The organism is Lysinibacillus sp. NPDC093190, from assembly GCF_050280425.1.
GTDB lineage: Bacteria > Bacillota > Bacilli > Bacillales_A > Planococcaceae > Lysinibacillus.
Genome location: NZ_JBNNVG010000014.1, coordinates 99012 through 117508, shown reverse-complemented (window position 1 = coordinate 117508; position 18497 = coordinate 99012). Strand labels below are relative to the sequence as shown.

Annotated in this window: 17 protein-coding genes and 2 pseudogenes; 7 read left to right on the top strand and 12 right to left on the bottom strand. The window is 36.0% G+C overall.

Going from position 1 to position 18497, the window contains the following annotated elements:
* Positions 1 to 147 precede the first annotated feature (147 nt).
* The gene (locus tag ACQKOF_RS12960; RefSeq protein WP_427557514.1) at positions 148 to 573 is read left to right on the top strand and encodes a DUF4183 domain-containing protein; all 426 of its coding nucleotides are present in this window, start codon (positions 148 to 150) and stop codon (positions 571 to 573) included.
* A gap of 29 nt (positions 574 to 602) precedes the next feature.
* A complete protein-coding gene (locus tag ACQKOF_RS12955) occupies positions 603 to 923 on the top strand; it encodes a DUF4183 domain-containing protein (RefSeq protein ID WP_427557512.1) in 321 nt (106 codons plus the stop codon).
* Positions 924 to 1087: 164 nt separating this feature from the next.
* Here ACQKOF_RS12955 and ACQKOF_RS12950 read toward each other — a convergent pair.
* Positions 1088 to 1488: pseudogene (locus tag ACQKOF_RS12950) on the bottom strand (LamB/YcsF family protein).
* A gap of 532 nt (positions 1489 to 2020) precedes the next feature.
* Between ACQKOF_RS12950 and ACQKOF_RS12945 the strand changes: the two are divergent.
* The 4 genes from ACQKOF_RS12945 to ACQKOF_RS12930 all read left to right on the top strand — a co-directional run bounded on the left by ACQKOF_RS12945 (position 2021) and on the right by ACQKOF_RS12930 (position 5382).
* Positions 2021 to 2476: a chemotaxis protein CheX gene (locus ACQKOF_RS12945; RefSeq protein ID WP_049666545.1), complete on the top strand. Its 456-nt coding sequence runs from the start codon at positions 2021 to 2023 to the stop codon at positions 2474 to 2476.
* A gap of 358 nt (positions 2477 to 2834) precedes the next feature.
* The gene (locus ACQKOF_RS12940) at positions 2835 to 2957 is read left to right on the top strand and encodes a hypothetical protein (RefSeq protein ID WP_255505077.1); all 123 of its coding nucleotides are present in this window, start codon (positions 2835 to 2837) and stop codon (positions 2955 to 2957) included.
* Positions 2958 to 3242: 285 nt separating this feature from the next.
* Positions 3243 to 3734, top strand: a complete 492-nt coding sequence (locus tag ACQKOF_RS12935; protein WP_427557539.1) for a cytochrome B5 — start codon at positions 3243 to 3245, stop codon at positions 3732 to 3734.
* On the top strand, positions 3721 to 5382 hold the full coding sequence (locus tag ACQKOF_RS12930; protein WP_427557509.1) for a b(o/a)3-type cytochrome-c oxidase subunit 1: 1662 nt from the start codon (positions 3721 to 3723) through the stop codon (positions 5380 to 5382). Before ACQKOF_RS12935 ends, ACQKOF_RS12930 begins: the two co-directional genes overlap by 14 nt.
* Before the next feature lie 268 nt (positions 5383 to 5650).
* Here the strand turns inward: ACQKOF_RS12930 and ACQKOF_RS12925 are convergent, their stop codons facing one another.
* The 8 genes from ACQKOF_RS12925 to ACQKOF_RS12890 all read right to left on the bottom strand — a co-directional run bounded on the left by ACQKOF_RS12925 (position 5651) and on the right by ACQKOF_RS12890 (position 15853).
* Positions 5651 to 6589 (bottom strand): alpha/beta fold hydrolase, encoded by a 939-nt coding sequence (locus tag ACQKOF_RS12925; protein ID WP_427557506.1) that lies wholly within the window; start codon positions 6587 to 6589, stop codon positions 5651 to 5653.
* A 437-nt stretch (positions 6590 to 7026) separates the two neighbouring features.
* The gene (locus ACQKOF_RS12920) at positions 7027 to 7977 is read right to left on the bottom strand and encodes an alpha/beta fold hydrolase (RefSeq protein WP_427557537.1); all 951 of its coding nucleotides are present in this window, start codon (positions 7975 to 7977) and stop codon (positions 7027 to 7029) included.
* A gap of 240 nt (positions 7978 to 8217) precedes the next feature.
* Positions 8218 to 9585 carry a sensor histidine kinase gene (locus ACQKOF_RS12915; protein ID WP_427557503.1) on the bottom strand — a complete coding sequence of 456 codons (1368 nt, stop codon included), beginning with the start codon at positions 9583 to 9585 and terminating at the stop codon, positions 8218 to 8220.
* On the bottom strand, positions 9582 to 10256 hold the full coding sequence (locus ACQKOF_RS12910; protein WP_427557500.1) for a response regulator transcription factor: 675 nt from the start codon (positions 10254 to 10256) through the stop codon (positions 9582 to 9584). The genes ACQKOF_RS12915 and ACQKOF_RS12910 overlap by 4 nt, the downstream gene beginning before the upstream one ends.
* A 423-nt stretch (positions 10257 to 10679) precedes the next feature.
* Positions 10680 to 12176, bottom strand: coding sequence for a carboxypeptidase M32 (locus ACQKOF_RS12905; protein ID WP_427557497.1), 1497 nt, complete (start codon positions 12174 to 12176; stop codon positions 10680 to 10682).
* Between the two features lie 91 nt (positions 12177 to 12267).
* Positions 12268 to 12921, bottom strand: coding sequence for a hypothetical protein (locus ACQKOF_RS12900; protein WP_427557495.1), 654 nt, complete (start codon positions 12919 to 12921; stop codon positions 12268 to 12270).
* Positions 12918 to 13787 (bottom strand): ATP-binding cassette domain-containing protein, encoded by an 870-nt coding sequence (locus tag ACQKOF_RS12895; RefSeq protein ID WP_427557492.1) that lies wholly within the window; start codon positions 13785 to 13787, stop codon positions 12918 to 12920. The genes ACQKOF_RS12900 and ACQKOF_RS12895 overlap by 4 nt, the downstream gene beginning before the upstream one ends.
* Positions 13784 to 15853, bottom strand: coding sequence for a hypothetical protein (locus ACQKOF_RS12890; RefSeq protein ID WP_427557489.1), 2070 nt, complete (start codon positions 15851 to 15853; stop codon positions 13784 to 13786). Before ACQKOF_RS12890 ends, ACQKOF_RS12895 begins: the two co-directional genes overlap by 4 nt.
* A gap of 148 nt (positions 15854 to 16001) precedes the next feature.
* On the opposite strand from ACQKOF_RS12890, the gene ACQKOF_RS12885 reads away from it, so the two are divergent.
* Positions 16002 to 16379, top strand: a complete 378-nt coding sequence (locus ACQKOF_RS12885) for a hypothetical protein (RefSeq protein ID WP_427557486.1) — start codon at positions 16002 to 16004, stop codon at positions 16377 to 16379.
* Between the two features lie 114 nt (positions 16380 to 16493).
* On the opposite strand, the pseudogene ACQKOF_RS12880 reads toward ACQKOF_RS12885, so the two are convergent.
* The 3 genes and pseudogenes from ACQKOF_RS12880 to ACQKOF_RS12870 all read right to left on the bottom strand — a co-directional run.
* A pseudogene (locus tag ACQKOF_RS12880) lies at positions 16494 to 16712 on the bottom strand (transposase); the annotation flags it as partial.
* Positions 16713 to 16826: 114 nt separating this feature from the next.
* Positions 16827 to 17267, bottom strand: a complete 441-nt coding sequence (locus ACQKOF_RS12875; protein ID WP_427557483.1) for a DUF1453 domain-containing protein — start codon at positions 17265 to 17267, stop codon at positions 16827 to 16829.
* Between the two features lie 219 nt (positions 17268 to 17486).
* A complete protein-coding gene (locus tag ACQKOF_RS12870) occupies positions 17487 to 18491 on the bottom strand; it encodes a serine hydrolase domain-containing protein (protein ID WP_427557480.1) in 1005 nt (334 codons plus the stop codon).
* Between the last annotated feature and the right edge of the window lie 6 nt (positions 18492 to 18497).

The window sequence follows — 18497 nt, the reverse complement described above, 5'->3', positions numbered from 1 at the left end:
AAGCAAATAATAATTTTCTTCATATTTTAAGGTAAGGAAAATTAAGTTTTAAAAAAGTTTGATGTGTGATTGCACTACTAATAATAGTGAAAAATATAAGCACAAAGCTAAATGGGAGAAACAATAATTAAATGGAGTGATAAAAATATGGTGAACTTTAGGAATCACCGAAAAATCGAGCAAGAATGTGAATGTGGGTGTGAAGATCGGTTTATTTGGCCACGTATAAAAGCTAGTACCATTCCTTCGGTAGACCCTCCCCCAGTCATTGAACCTACTGGAAATATTATTCCTACTATATATAGATATTTCTATATTGCTACATCAGATATTAATTTAACTAATGGGGCGACTCTAGCTGCTAGCCAATTTTGGGATGACGAAGGGAATCCAGCAACTGAATTTAAGATTTTTAATCCTAATGGCTACGTTAATCTTTATATTAATGCCGTAATGCAGGAAGGTGGAATTTACACCTTAACTCCAACCTCGTTAAATTTAAGGCCAGATAATACAACAATTTATAGAGGTACTCCAATCATCATAGAATCATTAGGTTTTTCTACAAAGTAAGAAACAAACCTGAAAGGGGGTGAAAATAAATGGCACTTTCTATAATTAATATTAATGTAAATGTTACAGGTACTTCGGTGAGATTTTTCAATGTTTTAGCTACACCCTTAACGATCACTGATGGTACAACGGTTGCAGCTACTACCTTTTTAAATGATAGCGGTACTGCTGCTACTACTTTCCCAATCGTAACAAAGGGTTACTATAATTTATATATAAATGGCGTGCTTCAGGAAGGTAATTCCTATTCAGTTTCTGCAACAGAATTAACGTTTAATACTGTTACAGGCACTATATCTGCTGGAACACCAATTATTGTTGAGGCTGTTGAATTAGTGACTACACTTTAATCGCCTTAAGCAAATTAGATAGAGAAGTATAATGTTATTCGAATCAGAGATACTTTGTTTTATAAGTAAAAGAATAAACTTCATCATAAATAAAAAAATGGATGCCTTAAAATATTTTAGGGCATCCATACTACTTTTCTATTTATCCCATTTGACACCTTAACTCATAATTTTTTTTTTGCATAATCCAATGCATGTGGGACGTCTCCGTGTATATATATTGTTTGCGCGGAAATTTTAATTTTCTTTTGCTGTACTGACATCACTTCATTCGATGTCAAAATACCTTTGATATGTACAAGCATCTCTTCTTCTGTTTAATCAATGCATTTGATAGTAGTCTACTTACTAACGTACCATTATCATTGTAATTACGATCCGAAAAAACTTCCTCATATACATGTAAGCCTTTTTCTTTGGCGATTTTAGCCATCTCACTACCAGCCAAACAATACAAAATATACGCTGGATTTACATCATATATTGCATTGGCAATAGCTGTCGCCTTTTCTTGATCATAAGCACTTTGATTATAGAGGGCTCCGTGACTTGATTGTCCATCCATTTTTTTATTTACGGGTGCTGATACTGTAACCTGAGTGATTACCTGATTAAGCGAATCCATCATTTACTATATTGTATTGATCTACTGTTTTGTTTAATTCTACAAAAAAAACAATTCTAATTTATATTATATTCCAGAAAAGACAAACAACTCTTTTCTTTTATTACAATGAAAGTATTCAAGATAACTATTATTCAAAAAAAGCATGATCCAAAGTTACTCGGACCATGCTCTACCTGTATAAAAATTGATATCCTCTTATTTTAAATGTGCAGTCGTCTGTTTCATGACGTGTGTTCCCACTCCAATATAGATAACCACTGCTGCACCAATAAATACGAATGTCATCACTGACCGCTCCTTTTTAATATAAATATTTGTATTCGAAAAGACTTAAACGTCTATTTATTGATTTTGAAAATCATTCTCATTAATATAATATAAAATTCCCATTAATTCGTCAAGACATACTTTCATCTTACCCATTTAACATGGTAAGATGTAGAAAAGTCGGAAAAAGGATGCGGTAATGATGAGTAATTCGAAGTACTTTCAAACTATTTTAAACGGGACAATTCACGCTTTAAAATCGATCTTACCTATGGATATAGAGGTAAAAACACCTAGTATTATTTCTGAACCATTTCAACAACAGCAAATGGGTGTTTTAATTGGTTTAATAGGAGATTTAAAGGGCCGTGTAATCATTGATTCCTCTCCTGAAATATTCAGTGGCATCGGTAATACGATGTTTGGTATGCCTCTTGAAGGAGAAATGTTGGAATCCTTTACAGGGGAATTTGGAAATATGATTGCAGGGAATTTATGTACTACCGTAGGACAAGAAAGCTTAGAAATTGATATCACACCGCCAACAGTGATGGTTGGCAACACAAAGCTATACGGCTTTGAAAAAGCATTTGTACTCCCTGTTACAATTCCAAACGTTGGTCCGCTGACAGTTCTTTTAACAATTGAAGAAGAATAGAGTACTAGAATATTGAACTGTTCCAAATGATATATCCTATGCTAATACATCAAACATTTATGAACACTCTTTTTCATTCTCTTTAATTAACAGAGGATGTTCCATTAGGCTCAAGTCTAAATTTCAATTAGTAAAATTTCTTGAAAAATAAGCGATTTTAATAAAAATTACTCTAATTCTAGCCAATAAGTGGCCATCTCAATGACTATTGAGGTGGCTATTTTTTATTTCCTCCTCAATTCTTCACATTTTTTTCACATTTTTCGCTAAGATGTGTGATTTTTTTCACATCAAAAAGAAATTTATTTATATATCATGACAATAAGAAAGACACAATAAAAGCGTAGGAGGAGCAAAAATGGCAAATAAAAAAAAGTCAGATGAAAATTTAAAAGGTTCACTCTATGCGGTATTTGGAGTAGGAATCATCATTATCTTGCTTTGGGTGTACTGCTTCGATTTGTTCATCAATCGTTTTTAACTTCTTTCAGCAATTGTTTTTTGTAGCAAAAGTGAAACGTCAGTTACAAATGTTCTTTGTAACGAAAGTGAAACGTCAGTTACAAGAGTCTCCACCTCTATAAGTGGTGGATGAATGCGGATTTAAGCTACTTTTCAGCGAGTATCCAAACGCCCGCTGAAAGAAGTTAAAGCCTCCGGCGGATGTCACGGAATCGGAAAGGAGTTCTTTGTGCAAGCACAAAGCCGATTCCAGACGCAATTATGCCGAGGCATAATTGATTCTACTAAGAAAGGACAGAGACATATGCACTTACATAAGTATGAGAAGTATTGGCTTGTGTTCGGAGTTGCTACTTTAGTAGTATTCCTTATCATTCTAGGCATCGGTGCATTCCATCAAGGTTCCCATCCGAACAATGGTAAAAAAACACTAGATTATGAGAAAGTAAATGAATTTGCACCCTTCGATAATCCTGGTGTTCATAAAGTAGAAGGTAAGGATTGGGATTATGAAGTGGTTGTATTAGCATCAGCATTTAATTACAATCCTCCAGAAATTGAAGTTCCACTTGGAGCTAAGGTGAAATTTATCGCAACAAGTGCGGATGTAATGCATGGTTTTGAAGTTGCAGGTACAAATATTAATATGATGCTTGAACCTGGTTACATTTCTGAATATGTGACAGAAGTAAATAAAGTAGGAGAGTTTTTAATCGTATGTAATGAATACTGTGGTACAGGACATACGATGATGCACTCTATGCTAAAGGTGGTGGATCCAAATGAGTCTAAATAATAATTTGGCAAAAGTGGATCGTCGTGATGCGAAGCTAGCAATGGCCCATATTTACGTGGCATTCATCGCATTGTTATTAGGGGGTCTTGCAGGTTTATTACAAGTTTTCGTTCGTTCTGGTCAATTTACATTACCAGCAGGCATTGGTTACTATCAAGTTTTAACTGTACATGGTGTTTTACTCGGTCTTATTTTAACAACATTCTTTATTTTTGGTTTCCAAATTGCCAGTGTTAGCCGTACGTCAGGGACTTTTTCAGAAGGTCAACGTCGTCTGGGCTGGATTGGCTTCTGGTTAATGACTATCGGTACAGCAGCAGCTGCAGTAATGGTTCTACTGAACGAAGCATCTGTTTTATATACGTTCTATGCTCCATTGAAAGCTCACTGGATATTCTATTTAGGCCTTACATTAGTCGTTGTTGGTTCTTGGGTTGGCGGCGCAGGTCAAATTTTACGATATGCACAGTGGCGTAAAGAAAACAAAGGTAGCGGACAACGAAGCCCATTATTGTCATTTATGGTTGTTGTCAATAATTTAATGTGGTTCGTAGCAACTCTAGGTGTAGCTGCTTCTGTTCTATTCCAGCTACTTCCATGGTCTTTAGGCTTTATCGAACGTATTGATATAGCACTATCCCGTACATTATTCTGGTATTTTGGTCATGCTCTTGTGTATTTCTGGTTATTACCAGCTTATATGATTTGGTATGTCATTATTCCGAAGGTTATTGGTGGAAAAATTTTCTCTGATTCTTTAGCAAGACTATCATTTATGCTGTTCTTAATTTTCTCTGTACCAGTTGGGATCCATCACCAATTAACAGAGCCAGGTATTGATAGTACATGGAAATTCATACAAGTTGTTTTAACATTTGCCGTAATCGTACCATCCTTAATGACTGCCTTTTCGATGTTTGCAATGTTTGAATTACGTGGTCGTGAATTAGGTGGGAAAGGTCTTTACGGCTGGTTTAAAAAATTACCATGGAAAGATGCTCGTTTCTTCGTGCCATTTATCGGTATGGTAGCATTTATTCCTGGTGGCGCAGGCGGTATCATCAATGCTTCTTACCAAATGAACCAATTAATCCATAATACCATTTGGGTTACAGGACATTTCCATTTAACAATTGCAACAACAGTCGTATTAACTTATTTCAGTGCGGCATTTTGGTTAATTCCACATTTAACAGGTCGCACACTGACTAAACCTTTAAACAATCTTGGTAATTTTGCAGCTATTTTATGGGCTACTGGTATGATAATTATGTCTACTGCTATGCATATCGCTGGTCTGATCGGTGCACCTCGTCGATCCGATTATTCTGAGTATGGCGGTGCTCAACAAGCCTATGATTGGATTCCTTATCAAATCGCTCAAGCTGTTGGTGGCACAATCCTGTTCATCGCTATCTTAATCATACTTTATATTGTGGTGAAATTAGCATGGTTTGCACCAAAAGGCGAAGAGGAATTCCCAGTGGGTGAAGTACATGAAAACGGTGGTACTACTCCAGCTATCTTAGAGAACTTTAAAGTATGGCTTGTTATTTTAGTAGCATTAATTTTATTTGCTTATACTATTCCAATTATCGATATTATTTCTAATTCTCCTCCTGGCTCTAAAGGCTTTAAGCTTTGGTAACAATCTTTTGCAAAAAAGCGATTTCTCTAGTTGAGAAATCGCTTTTCACTTTGCTGAAAATCTATGCCAATGAAATTAAGGTATCATATTACATAGAGTTGGCTCTTCAGCAAAAACGAGTGGTTGATTTCCGTTCCGACTGGGCGGTTTCCTGGAGGCGTCGTGTTTCTTAGACCTAGTTGACTCGCTCTCATTTTTCCACTTGAGGTGGGCGTCTTACTGACCGTAAATGCCGGATAAAATCGTGGAGGAACCTTACTCAGTACATTCACTTTACTTCTTTCATAAATTCTCTGAAGTTTTCAACGATTTCCTTTGATCTGGTATGGTGTAAATAATGTCCTCCTTCAAATGTTATCACTTTTCCATGTACAGAATCTTTGACTTGCTCTTCATGCAGTGGTATCCATCCTTCCGTTTCGGTATCATTTGCTTGTAAAAAGAAAATAACAGGAAGATTCTTGGGGAAGGTCAAGTTTTCAGCAGCTTTAAAATTAGGGCTAAAATGTTCGCCTTCACTTAGGATGTTCGGATTAAACATGTTTTTGAGCGTAAGGATTCTGATTTGTTCTCTTGTTTCATCATCTACAGTTGGTGCAACCAATTGGTCAGGGCTCAGTTTCATTAACACTCGGAAGAAACCTGATTTTTTGAGCAATTTATATGTTCCTGATGGAAATAGATCATCCGTACCACCCTGCGTTGGAACACTGCTATCGATCCCGACAAATGCACTTACCTCGTTTTCATATTTGTTCACATAATCCAGTCCGTAAATACCTGAAATGGAGTGGCCCATTAGAGTATATCGGTCAATGTTTAGACTCTGCAATGCTTCATGAATTTCATTTACCATATTCTCCAGGGTTCGTTCCTTTTCCGTTACATCACTTAGTCCATAACCAAAAGGCTCGATTACTACGACCTTGTAATAAGGAGACAACTCTTTCACTAACGGCTCAAAATCAAGTGCTGGAGCCGCTGTTCCATAGCCAGGTAGGAGCACGATGGTTTCTTCGCCTTCTCCTTGAATTAACACATTCATATTTTTTTCGTCTACTGTTACAGACTGACCATAAGATTCTATTTTTCTTTGCTCCGATTTGTTGCTAACCTTATTCACTATAAAAACAATAGCTAGAAAAAGTACTATTGCTAAAGCTAAAACTCCTAATAATTTAACTATAATGTTAAACGCTTTTTTCATTATTTTTGCACGAGTGATGTAAAGCGGCAATTGAAGCTCGTTTTCTACCTGTACTCGTGCCTTCCCTCCCTTTCATTCTCTATTTGTATCTTCTATCCACATCAGTGTATTCCGACTACCTTCACAAACCGTTAAGAACAGCTTATACAACGAAGATGTACCCCCTATGACAACAATATGAACGGAGTATGAACAAGAAAAAATGCTACGGTATGCAATTTGAATCTCGAATGGGTTCGCTTTTATAAATAAAAAGTGAAACTCCAATCAGTAGGGGTTTTATTCATCCTCCATTGATTGTTAGTTGAATCAATCGGGCTTTTACGTTTGTTGATCGCCCACCTAGTTAACTCGTTCTCATCTTTCCACTTGAGGTGGGCGTCTTACTGACCGTTAATGCGGGATAATATCGTGGATGGACCTTTCTCAGTACACACTCAATTTACTTCTTTCATAAATTCTCTAAAGTTTTCAGCGATTTCTTTGAATTTGCTATGGTGTAAATAATGTGATCCATCCAATGTTATTACTTTTCCATGCATTGACTCTTTAGCTTGCTCTTCATGCAGTGATACCCAATTTTCTCTGTCCGTATTATTTGCTTGTACAAATAAAAGAAGCGGAAGATCTTTAGGGAATGTTAAATTTTGAGCCTTTTTAAAATTAGAAGAAATATGTTCCATCTCATTCAAGGTAGTGGCATTATTCGAGTTTTTATTTGAAATCATTTTCATTTGCTCTTTGGCTTGATCATCAAATATTAGTTCAGCATAGGGGTCTGTACCTACTTTCTTGATTAATCTCAAAAGACCTGATTTTTCGAGAAACGCGAATGTTTTTAATGGAAATTTGACATCCATACCGCCTTGTGTAGAAACACTAGTATCAATGCCTACAAATGCACTCACTTCGTTTGGATATTTGTTGACATAATCAAGGCCGTAAATACCTGCAATGGAGTGGCCCATTAGCGTAAAATGGTCAATATTAAGCTGCTGTAAAGCTTCATGCATTTCACTGACAATATTCTCAGTGCTTCGTTCTTTATCGGTTTCATCACTTAATCCATATCCGAAAGGCTCCATCGCGACAACTTTGTAAAATGGAGATAATTCATCGATGAGCAGCTTAAAATCAAGTGCTGGTGCAGATGTTCCATAGCCAGGTAGGAGCACGATGGTTTCTTCGCCTTCTCCTTGAATTAACACATTCATATTTTTTTCGTCTACTGTTACAGACTGACCATAAGATTCTATTTTTCTTTGCTCCGATTTGTTACAGACAATATTAACAATAAAAACAATGACTAGAAAAAGTACTATTGCAATAGCTATAACTCCTATTGCTTTAAGTATAAAGATAAGTAGTTTACCCATCCTCATTTTCATTACCTCTTCTTTTAGTTTCACTCTCATCTTCTCCTTTTCTTAGCTATTTACTAGACATCTTATATGGGCCATTAAGGATAGCTTATAGGACGAAGATGTACTCCCTATGACAACAATATGAACGGAATATGAACAAACAAAAAAAGTTACGGCGTCACATGCAAGAAAGTTTGCATATGACGCCGTAACATGGGAAATACGAGGACGGTTAAATAATTCGAATGTACAACATGAATCTAATTACTCTGTTGGTGTTGTGATTGGCAAAGTGACAATGACAGTCGTTCCTCGGCCAGGCTCGCTTTCCACTCGAATGTCGCCTTGATGAAGCGATACGATCTGTTTAACGATGGCGAGTCCCATACCACTGCCATCATACTTACGACTATGGGAACGATCAGCCTTAAAAAACCGCTCGAATATACGCTTCTGATCCTCTAAGGAAATACCAATGCCAGTGTCGGATACTCGGACTGTCACATTTTTGATATCTTGTTTGATGCTAATGTTAATAACTCCGCCATCTTTGGAAAATTTGATACTATTGCCGATTATGTTCGTCCATACCTGGTTTAATTGATCATGATCAGCCATTAGGTAAACAGCGTTCAAATTGAGCTCGAAACGGATGTTGCGAGCCGACCATTGCGGCTGGATAGCGACGATGACTCGTCTGATCTGTTCATCAAGGCTGAACGTGACCAGCCGCAGTTGCTGTGACTGCGATTCAAGCAAACTCAGCTTTAGCAGGCTATCGCTCATCTTGGACATCCGATCTGCTTCAGCGATGATAATATCGAGATAACGGCTCCGCTCGTTATCTGCGAGGTTTACTTGCTTGAGCGCTAAAGCATAACCGGATATCGAGGTAAGCGGCGACTGAACTTCATGCGACACATTCGATACGAAATCCCTACGCATCTGCTCAAGTTGCTGCAGATCGTGCATCATTTCTTCGAAGCTGCGAGCTAAAGTACCTAGCTCACCCTTTTGCTTAATATTCAGCTTAACGTTAAAATCTCCACCTGCTATATGTCTAGTCGCTTTTGTCAGCTTTTGGATTGGTTTGACTAGGAACATGGCAGCAACCAGAATCAATAGGCTTCCTGCTATCAACGAATAGGTTGAAAAGTTCAAAATCCACTTTATTACAAAAGAGGTGGAAGGGAGGGCGATCGGTTCTACAAACATCGCTTTCGTTCCCATTTCAGTTGTCAACGGCATCCCTAAGAGAACAGTAGAAACACCACTCGGATTGACTTGAACAATTTCCCCACCCAGTACTTTTGTCACCTGTTCCATCGTCACTGTGGCAGGTTTGTCTCCGTTAAGCGCTCCATAAGACTGGAACTGACCCGTTTCTTCATAAATTCGAATATGATAGGATTTGAGCTGATTCATTCCACTTACGAATGTGTTCGCTTCACTTAACGGTAATGTCTCATAAATCCGGGCGATGTCCTGACCAAAGTTAAGTAAGGGGATTTGCAGGTTCTCGTTTAATTTATCTTCAAATACCCAAGTTGCTACAAAAAAAGCAATGATCGTGCCCCCGATTACGGAGACTAGAAATATCAGGACTACGCGTGTATATAAAGATTTGATCATTCGTGCACCTCAAGGCGGTAACCAAGCCCACGTACCGTTTCGATACGAAAATCGGCTGTAGTCGCGAATCGTTCGCGCAAACGTTTAATATGTACGTCTATCGTTCGATCATCTCCAGCGTAATCAATTCCCCAAATTTGATCGATCAACTGCACTCGCGTATAGACTTGCCCGGGTGTTCCGGCGAGCTTATAAAGTAATTCGAACTCCTTGAGCGGTAACGTGAGCGACTCCGTCCCCCTCATCACCTTATAGGTCTGTCGATCAAGGATGACGTTGCCGAACTGGATTTTCTGCGTGGAGCCAATTCGGAATCGTTTCAATAGTGCCTTAACACGAACCGACAACTCCAACGGATCGAATGGTTTAGTCAAATAATCATCCGCTCCAAGTTCAAATCCTTTCACTTTTTCCCATGTTTCGCCCCTTGCAGTCAGCATAAGTAACGGAAGATCAGGATTGGCCCTTCGGAGCTCCTTGCATAACGTCCAACCATCCATAATCGGCATCATAATGTCGAGCACGACAAGATCGACATGCGTTGATGTGTAGATGGCCAGTGCTTCCTTGCCGTCCGCGGCTTCGACTGTTGCGAATCCGTCGTTGCGTAGAAATAAACAGACGAGTTCGCGAATGTTCGCGTCGTCGTCAGCAACCAGTATAGTAGGCATCCGTTCCCTCTTTTCCATCGCATTATTGAAATAATCATTATACTATAAATTAAATTGAATTACCCCTATTCATCCTATAATTAAGGACTGGAATATCATTAAATGCACCCTCGTTTGCTTATTCGATTACCGGAACGACGAACTTGATATGGATGGAAATACTAAATGGACACAAACTGCCTACGTGGTGATCCTTCGGTTAAAGCCATTGCCCAGACGTGATAATTCACAGATAACTACTACAACTTATGATATCGACATTTATGCAACGCTACTGAAGGAACAGGATTTTGCCTGAGGGAAAGCGAGTAGCCTGGAACAAAAATCACATTCATTGAAAGCGATACAACATTCATAGTAATTTTCTTGACCATTTTGCTTTTAGAAAAGCGATTTCTCTGTTACGAGAAATCGCTTTGGGCTTTAGAGCTGATACAGCTTCGTATATTTTTCTTGTAAATAATTTGCTAAATATTTAGCGTTTAAGCCTTCTCCTGTCGCCTCATGGAGCAATTCGAACGGCTTCTTCAGTGCACCGTATTGATGGACTTTGTCTGTTAACCACTCTCGAATTGGCAAGAGCTCACCCTTTTCTAACAGCTCATCAAAGTTTGGAATATCTTTATCCATTGCATGCTTCCATTGTGCAGCGTAAATCATTCCTAAAGCATAAGATGGGAAATAACCAAACATGCCCCCTGACCAGTGCATATCTTGTAGTACCCCTTTTGCATCTGTCTCAGGACGAATGCCTAAATATTCCTCGTATTTATCATTCCATACTTGTGGAAGATCCTTCGCTTGAAGATCGCCATTGAATAGGTCACGTTCAATTTCATAGCGTATCATAATATGTAGTGGATATGTTAACTCATCTGCTTCAATGCGAATAAACGAAGGTTCCACCATATTAATCGCTTGCAGGAAATCAGCTAATGCTACATCACCAAATTGGGCAGGTGAATATTTTTGCAGTCGTTCGTAGTTATGCTCCCAGAACTTTTCGTTTCTACCAACAAAATTTTCATAAAATAAAGATTGAGATTCATGTATTCCCATCGACGTACCCGTTGCTAACGGTAAACCATCAAGCTTCGCATCGATATTTTGTTCATACATGGCATGCCCACACTCATGGATTGTTCCAAAAATTGCTGAGCGGAAATCATTTTCATCATATTTCGTTGTAATACGATTATCTCCATGATTTAAGCCAATCATAAATGGATGGACACTCTCGTCTAAGCGACCTGCATCAAAATCATAGCCAAGTTGTGCTAATATTTCTAATGATAATGCACGCTGAGATTCACGTGGGAAATGCTTAAATAATATGCTTGTATCTGGTTTATTTGGTGATGCTCCAGTTTTTTGCACAAGAGAAACGATTGTTTCACGTAATTCACCAAAAACTTGATCTAAAACATCAGTCGTCATATCAGGTTCATATAAATCTAGTAATGTATTGTACGGAGAACCGTTTTTAATACCCCAATATTGAATGAATTTCTTCTGCCAGCTTATAATTTCCTCTAAATAAGGTAGGAATAAAGCAAAATTATTAGCTTCCTTTGCTTCTTCCCATGCTGTTTCCGCTTTAGATTGTAGAATGACGAATTTCTTATATTCATCAGCCGGAATTTTTTTATTTTGATCATACTCTTTACGTACTTCCTCTACTACACGCAGCGTAACATAATCGAGATCTGCCTTTTGCCCCTCTAGATCTGTTAGTAATTGCCCTAACTCTTCACTAGTTTGCATGTCAAATAAGGAGGCAGATAATGTTCCAACTACCTCTGAACGCTGAGCTAACCCCTTTTTAGGTGCACCTGTGCGCATGTCCCAATAAATCACACTTAATGCTTCTCCGTAGTGCTGCATTTTTTTTACATAATCAGTAAATTGTTGAACAGTCATGCTAACATCCTCCTTTTCACGCTACTAGTTTATCATATTTTCGAAAATTTTGTATATTATGGACTTTATAGTATTTTTATAGATAGGAATTCTATGAATTTATATTTCGCATTCTATACTTCAATAGTACATGTCCTAAGACAAAAAAAATAAAACCTACTATTAAATTAGTACATAATATTGTAAACACCTCTTCATTTATTTGAGTAAGTGGACTAAAAGTTAAAACAAAAGGCATCCCACCCGTAAAGAAAGTAAGGGATAGGAAAACTACGATGGTTAGTATAGGAACCATAATATTTTTAAATAACATCATTAAAACAAACGCGAGACCCGCGTAGACAAATCCCTGTGAAGCAAACCTGAACAATAGAAAAAGGATATTTAATGGTATTTCAGAGATAATATCTAGTACAAAAAGTTGGACAGCAAGCAATAGTAAAAAAAACAAAAAAAATACAGCTGAACGGAAAATACCAAAGTATTTGGTTGAAATAGGAAGTGAAATTAAAAGCTCTTCATTGTTATCTTCAAATGTATCATAATATAAATAACTAACCCACCACGCTGCAAACGGGCAGACTAAAAATTCTAATGCTAAAGCAGCGTTATATTCCCATCCCTCATCATGAATAGTGGTGCAAACATAGATAGAAGTAATCAGAGTAACAAATATAGGAATAAAAAAGGAAAGGCCCATATTGTGTATTTCGAAGCGAATGTTCAGTTTGTTCAAATCCCTCATTGTATATCACCATGGTTCATGTTATATACATAAAAGTCTTCTAAAGTCGGACTCACAGGTGTCCCCTGAAATAAATTAGAATTGCTTGAGAGTAAGTACCGTACTTTATACTCGCTTCCAAGTTCTTTAATTGAAATAATTTCATTTGAAAGAGTATTCAACTGTTCAGTAGATAAAAAGGTCTCTTTAATTTTTCCATCAATAGAAGCTAACAATTCATTTAATTCGCCTGTCACAACAACCTTTCCCTCTTTTAAGATACATATGTGATCACATGTAGTTTCAATATCTTCTACTATATGAGAAGAAATAAGAACAATTCGGTCTTTACCTAGTTTTCTTAAAAGCTGTCTAAATCGGACACGTTCTTCAATATCTAGTCCTACAGTAGGCTCATCAACAATTAGTAATTTAGGATTACCCAATAAAGCTTGAGCAATCCCCAGTCTTCTTAACATACCTCCAGATAGTTGCTTTACTTTTTTATCTTTTTGAGGAATTAAATTGGTTTCTTCTAAAACCTTTGTAATTTCATTCGTGAGCTCACTCTTACAAATCCCCTTTAATTTCGCAATATATTCTAAAACACGATAAACAGAGGCATTCTTAAAAAAACTAAATGTTTGTGGAAGATATCCAACATTAGACTTGACAGCATTACTATCTTTCCAATTCAACTGATTATCAGCGTAAATTTCTCCACTGTTTGGTTGTATAATCGAGCAAAGTATTCGAATCAATGTCGTTTTGCCTGCACCATTTGGTCCAAGAAGACCGAATGAGCCTTTTATATCGATGTTTATGTCGTTCAAGACCAACTCTTTGTTAAAACGTTTCTGTATATTATTTACATGAATTATCTTCAATTTGAACCCTCTACCTTTTCTAATAAATTTTTTAAGCTTTCCCATGGGTTATTCGTGTAAAGCAGTTTAGCCCACTCTTTATAAAATGAACTGTTTAAATCCTTTGATACTGGACTTTTTTTAAAGCTATTTAATTGGCTTATCAGTTCATCTAATGTATGATTATCAGATTTTAATTGACCAGATTCCAACAATTGCTGAAATTCAGCTGAAGGGATATTAATTTGTTCCAGTAGGATATCTGTTATAAATGCTCGATATAAAATTGCAAACTGATAATCTGTAATTTCCCCAAGAGAAGCGTTATTAATGAAAAAGCTATTGATTATATTAACGAAAAAATTGTTTTTAAAAGTTGTAAAATATTCTTCTGGATGCTCTACTGTTACGTGCGTGCCTAAAATTAAATGATCTTGACTATACCAAGTGCCTTGAAATTCATTTCTATCAACTGTATTTAGATTAGGTAGAAAGAATATTTTACTAGGAACAGAAACCTCTGTCGGTAATAATCGGGAATTGTTGATAATGCTTGTTAATTTTTGTACATCAGCTTCTATAGTAGGAAAATCATCCACTATACCTTTCCATGTGAAAGGAATTACCCATTGAGTGTCATTTTTTGTATAAACGTCTAAAAGTCCAGATGCTAAAGTAACACCACTGAAGCTTTCACCAGTCCATTCGTCTTTTTCTGTTTTTGGTAAATTACTATATACTTCTTTCTCTCGATGCTTAAAGGCTATGTTATATGCTACATTTTGAGTAAGCTGATGATTGACACGTTGTAATAAATTAGATTCGTTTAAGACTATAAAAGAAGGTTTATCATAGATACTAGGTAACCAATTAAAGTAACTCGGCAAATACACAGCCTGTTGATTAGCAAAATAAAAATTAGTTTTTAAACCCTCATATTTTAATGAAATATTTAGCATATCATTTCGTTCAATAGATCCATTTAATATAATTTTTAATTGATCTCCGTTTTGATTGAAATTCACCTGCTTTTTATCTATTAGTACTTCTTTTACTTTTAATTCATGAAATAGACTGAAAATGAGTTCATTAGTAGCTTGTTGTCCTTCATAAATAAATGAAAACCAAACTTCAGCAGATAAATTCTTTTTAGTATTTAGCGATATATTCATTTCATTGATTTTATAGGGCTGCTGTTCCCAACTGTGCGTAATATCGTAATTTTTATAATAGTTATGTAACTCCGTATCATTATCTAAGAGAATTTGCCCTCCATTTAAATTAGAAAAAAGGCAGGATATAGTGAATATCAATAATAAACAAAAAGTTACGATGACATATTTATTTTTCTGTAGGAAACCATGCATTACGTTATATAAAAACAAAAATAGTATAGGAATGCATATAAATAGTAATTGTTTTGCCAGGTGGTCATGTGAAATGGATAGTCCATATAGTGGATGAAAGGCCATTGTTGGATTTGGCTCTCCAACATTCAGAAACTTATCCCATGAAAAAAACGAATTGTTGCTTTTTTTTAAGAACATAAAATTAAGTGGTGTTATCGTTACATAAATAAGTAATATGAGAGGAAATACAAATTTTCCTCTTATCCAGGTTGATAACATAAAACCGCTTAAATAACAAACTAAAAAGGCTAGTCCATAGTATAAGGAAATATATAGAAATGCATCTAAGATGAATGATGGATTACTAGATATATATTTCCACATTACGAATAAATAAAAGCTAAATGTAAAAATCACAAAAATAAAAATGGAGGTAATCCCTACAATTAGCGACCCTAATCGATGGATAATATATCCATTTTTAATTGAACTAAATAATTGTTTAAGATCGTATTTATCGCTTAATCGTACGTTATAAACTCCAAATAGGAGATAGGCAATCGCTCCTATTTGGACTACAGTACTTGATGATGTTAAGGCATTGCCAGGACTTCCTTCTAAGGAATATATATAGAAACCTAGAAACGCATAAATGATAAGTCCAATATAAGCAATTGGAATGAAATAACTTAGGCATAATTGTCTTAACTGAAATTTTAAAGAATATAAAACCTTCATAATTTATCCACCTTCACTATATATATATATTTTTAAAATATAATTTATATATCACATATTGTCAAATTAACAATATAATAGATAAAGAGGAAAATATTTGCAAAATAATAATCTGTATGTTAAATTATTATTCAGGAGGTGAGTTATTATGTTAAAAAAAGTAGGAAAAGTTGTATGTTCCTTAGCTATTATTGGTTTCATAGGAACAAATATTGCACAAGCAGCTGGTAGTTCTATAGCCCAAATCTCTTCAAAAAATATTAATCCTGTTGGTTCAACAGTTTCAGTTAATGGGAAACTAGCGACAGCAGCTCAAAATTATAGCGGTTCTGCAAGTTTTAAAGCTATGTCTAAAAAAGATTCATGGGGATTTGATTCTGTTATTGCATCTTCTGCAATGAGTCCTGGAGATGAATTTTATACTACTAATAATAATCAAAATGGGAATTATTATGCTGCTGCAGAATATACGAGCGGTGGTGCTGCATATTTAAGCGGGTATGTATCTGCTGGGCAAAGTAATTAGTAAAATACTTATGGAAAGAGGCTGGGACAAAACTAGCTGACATCCAGAAAAAAGAGAAATCGATTTCATTCGAGTTCTCTTTTTTCTTGGATTCTTTGAGCTATTTCATTTTCTCTATTCTATTTCTCTGTTAATGACCTTGTATTTCCGAAAATTTACTACCATTAACGCAAACCCCATTTTGTTTTCTACCTTCGATTTTTCACGGACATAAAATCGAGTAAAACGCAAATTAGCCTTCTAGAATCCCCAAATTGGCTCTTCATCAATTTTTCATTATCGATAAATAGCACCCATTTTTTCATCTGAAAGCTTTGTTCTTACATATTTTTTGTTCCTTTTATATAAAAGCTATCCGTAATAAGCAGAATGTGTTCTCGATTCGATAGAATACTATCAAAGGATTAAAATAACCCTTCTCAATTAAATATTATGGTTCATAATTTTTCATCCCGTAAGTTGTTTATAACTTTTATAAATAATATATCGACGAGCACATACACTCCCTAGCGGTATAAACATAAGAGCATTCGTTAACGCTATGACAGCATGCTCTTTCCCCCAATTTTCTGCAAGCACACGCAAAAGAAGAATGCCAAGAAATAAAATAACTCCAGCTAAAGTACTTTGTGTAGTTACGATTCCTCTTTCATGATTAACACGAACTTTTTCTAATTTTCCCCTCCAAATCCCGATCCCTATGCCAATTGTTAAACAAATGAAATACAAGATAAAGTTTTTCGGCGTTAAATTATCTGAACTTAAAATAGAAGTACTTGTTATCCAAATTAACAAAATCGGTATTATCCACAATCGAGTTGGTCTAACTTTTTTCTCCCTTAACATAATAAGAATAATGACTAAAAGGACAACCAAGTAGCTACTCATTTTTCTTTCCCTCTCTTTTATATAAATTCTTAGTGTCAAAGAAGTACCTAAGAAACGACTAAATTGGTAATTCAATAAAAAAACCTCTCCAGATAGGAATGTAAATGACTTTAGCACCTTTTCATTCTACTCAGAGAGGATAAACTTAATTGTATGATTGGATATAAGAAGTTGTTATTTGGATAAATCATATATCTTCTTTTCTGTAAAACATAAAATTTATATTACTGCTGGGATTATATACTCTTTCATTAATGGCCATCTATCTCGTGGATTCATAATGAATTCTGAACTAATTGCCACAACCATATTCATTTTCGGTATACAACAAATCATATTGCCTCCATCCCCTAGTGCTGAATATGTAGAAAGTTCATCTTCTTGTCGTAGCCACCATAAATACCCGTAATTGTTTTGGTTCATCTCCGTTGATTCACGAATCCATGCCTCTGAGAGGACTCTATTATTATTCCACACGCCATTGTTTATATAGAGGTAGCCAAATCGTGCCATATCACGGGTAGTTAATGTTAGTCCCCATCCGCCTGTCGAATGACCGTTTGGATCATGAACCCACCCCTTGACGTTTTTCCCGAATAAATCATCAAACCCATAGACGTTCATTTGATAGTCGGGAATTTCTTTCATGCCAAGCGGTGCAAACAAATGTTCATTGGCGAACGCTCGTGCACTCTTGCCTGTACTTTGAGTAAGAATAGCTGACAATAAATGTGCTCCAGCTGTCGAATATTTAAAAGCGCCTAAATCCCCACTTTTTCCCATTATATCAAGTGTATATTTTATCCAATCCTGCTGTTGACATAGAACATCTAGCGGCTCCTGCCAATCCTCATATGGATATGGTACTGTCATCGTGAGAAGATGTCGTATAGTAATCTGTTGTTTCTGCTTATCAGCATCAGAAATATATTTAGGGAAAAAATCTAGCACTTTTTCTTCAACGCTTTTAATATATCCTTTATCGATAGCGATGCCTATAAGTGCAGATAGTACACTTTTGGTTACAGATGCCACATGGTGACAATCATCAGGACCTTTGCCATTAAAATATTTTTCATAGGCTAAATGACCATTTCTAATTATAACAATGCCATTTATATTGTTATAATCACTTTTTATCGTCTGCTCTAACTTGGAAAGCTTTTCATTGTTCATATATATGCTTTCTGGCTTTACCGTGTGCCAATTTATTGTTGTTTGCATAGGAAC

Bases quoted from the DNA above. Each gene is read 5' to 3' on its own strand.
- ACQKOF_RS12960 (WP_427557514.1), top strand. From the start codon at position 148: ATGGTGAACTTTAGGAATCACCGAAAAATCGAGCAAGAATGTGAATGT.
- ACQKOF_RS12955 (WP_427557512.1), top strand. From the start codon at position 603: ATGGCACTTTCTATAATTAATATTAATGTAAATGTTACAGGTACTTCG.
- ACQKOF_RS12945 (WP_049666545.1), top strand. From the start codon at position 2,021: ATGAGTAATTCGAAGTACTTTCAAACTATTTTAAACGGGACAATTCAC.
- ACQKOF_RS12940 (WP_255505077.1), top strand. From the start codon at position 2,835: ATGGCAAATAAAAAAAAGTCAGATGAAAATTTAAAAGGTTCACTCTAT.
- ACQKOF_RS12935 (WP_427557539.1), top strand. From the start codon at position 3,243: ATGCACTTACATAAGTATGAGAAGTATTGGCTTGTGTTCGGAGTTGCT.
- ACQKOF_RS12930 (WP_427557509.1), top strand. From the start codon at position 3,721: ATGAGTCTAAATAATAATTTGGCAAAAGTGGATCGTCGTGATGCGAAG.
- ACQKOF_RS12925 (WP_427557506.1), bottom strand. From the start codon at position 6,589: ATGAAAAAAGCGTTTAACATTATAGTTAAATTATTAGGAGTTTTAGCT.
- ACQKOF_RS12920 (WP_427557537.1), bottom strand. From the start codon at position 7,977: ATGAAAATGAGGATGGGTAAACTACTTATCTTTATACTTAAAGCAATA.
- ACQKOF_RS12915 (WP_427557503.1), bottom strand. From the start codon at position 9,585: ATGATCAAATCTTTATATACACGCGTAGTCCTGATATTTCTAGTCTCC.
- ACQKOF_RS12910 (WP_427557500.1), bottom strand. From the start codon at position 10,256: ATGCCTACTATACTGGTTGCTGACGACGACGCGAACATTCGCGAACTC.
- ACQKOF_RS12905 (WP_427557497.1), bottom strand. From the start codon at position 12,176: ATGACTGTTCAACAATTTACTGATTATGTAAAAAAAATGCAGCACTAC.
- ACQKOF_RS12900 (WP_427557495.1), bottom strand. From the start codon at position 12,921: ATGAGGGATTTGAACAAACTGAACATTCGCTTCGAAATACACAATATG.
- ACQKOF_RS12890 (WP_427557489.1), bottom strand. From the start codon at position 15,853: ATGAAGGTTTTATATTCTTTAAAATTTCAGTTAAGACAATTATGCCTA.
- ACQKOF_RS12885 (WP_427557486.1), top strand. From the start codon at position 16,002: ATGTTAAAAAAAGTAGGAAAAGTTGTATGTTCCTTAGCTATTATTGGT.
- ACQKOF_RS12875 (WP_427557483.1), bottom strand. From the start codon at position 17,267: ATGAGTAGCTACTTGGTTGTCCTTTTAGTCATTATTCTTATTATGTTA.
- ACQKOF_RS12870 (WP_427557480.1), bottom strand. From the start codon at position 18,491: ATGCAAACAACAATAAATTGGCACACGGTAAAGCCAGAAAGCATATAT.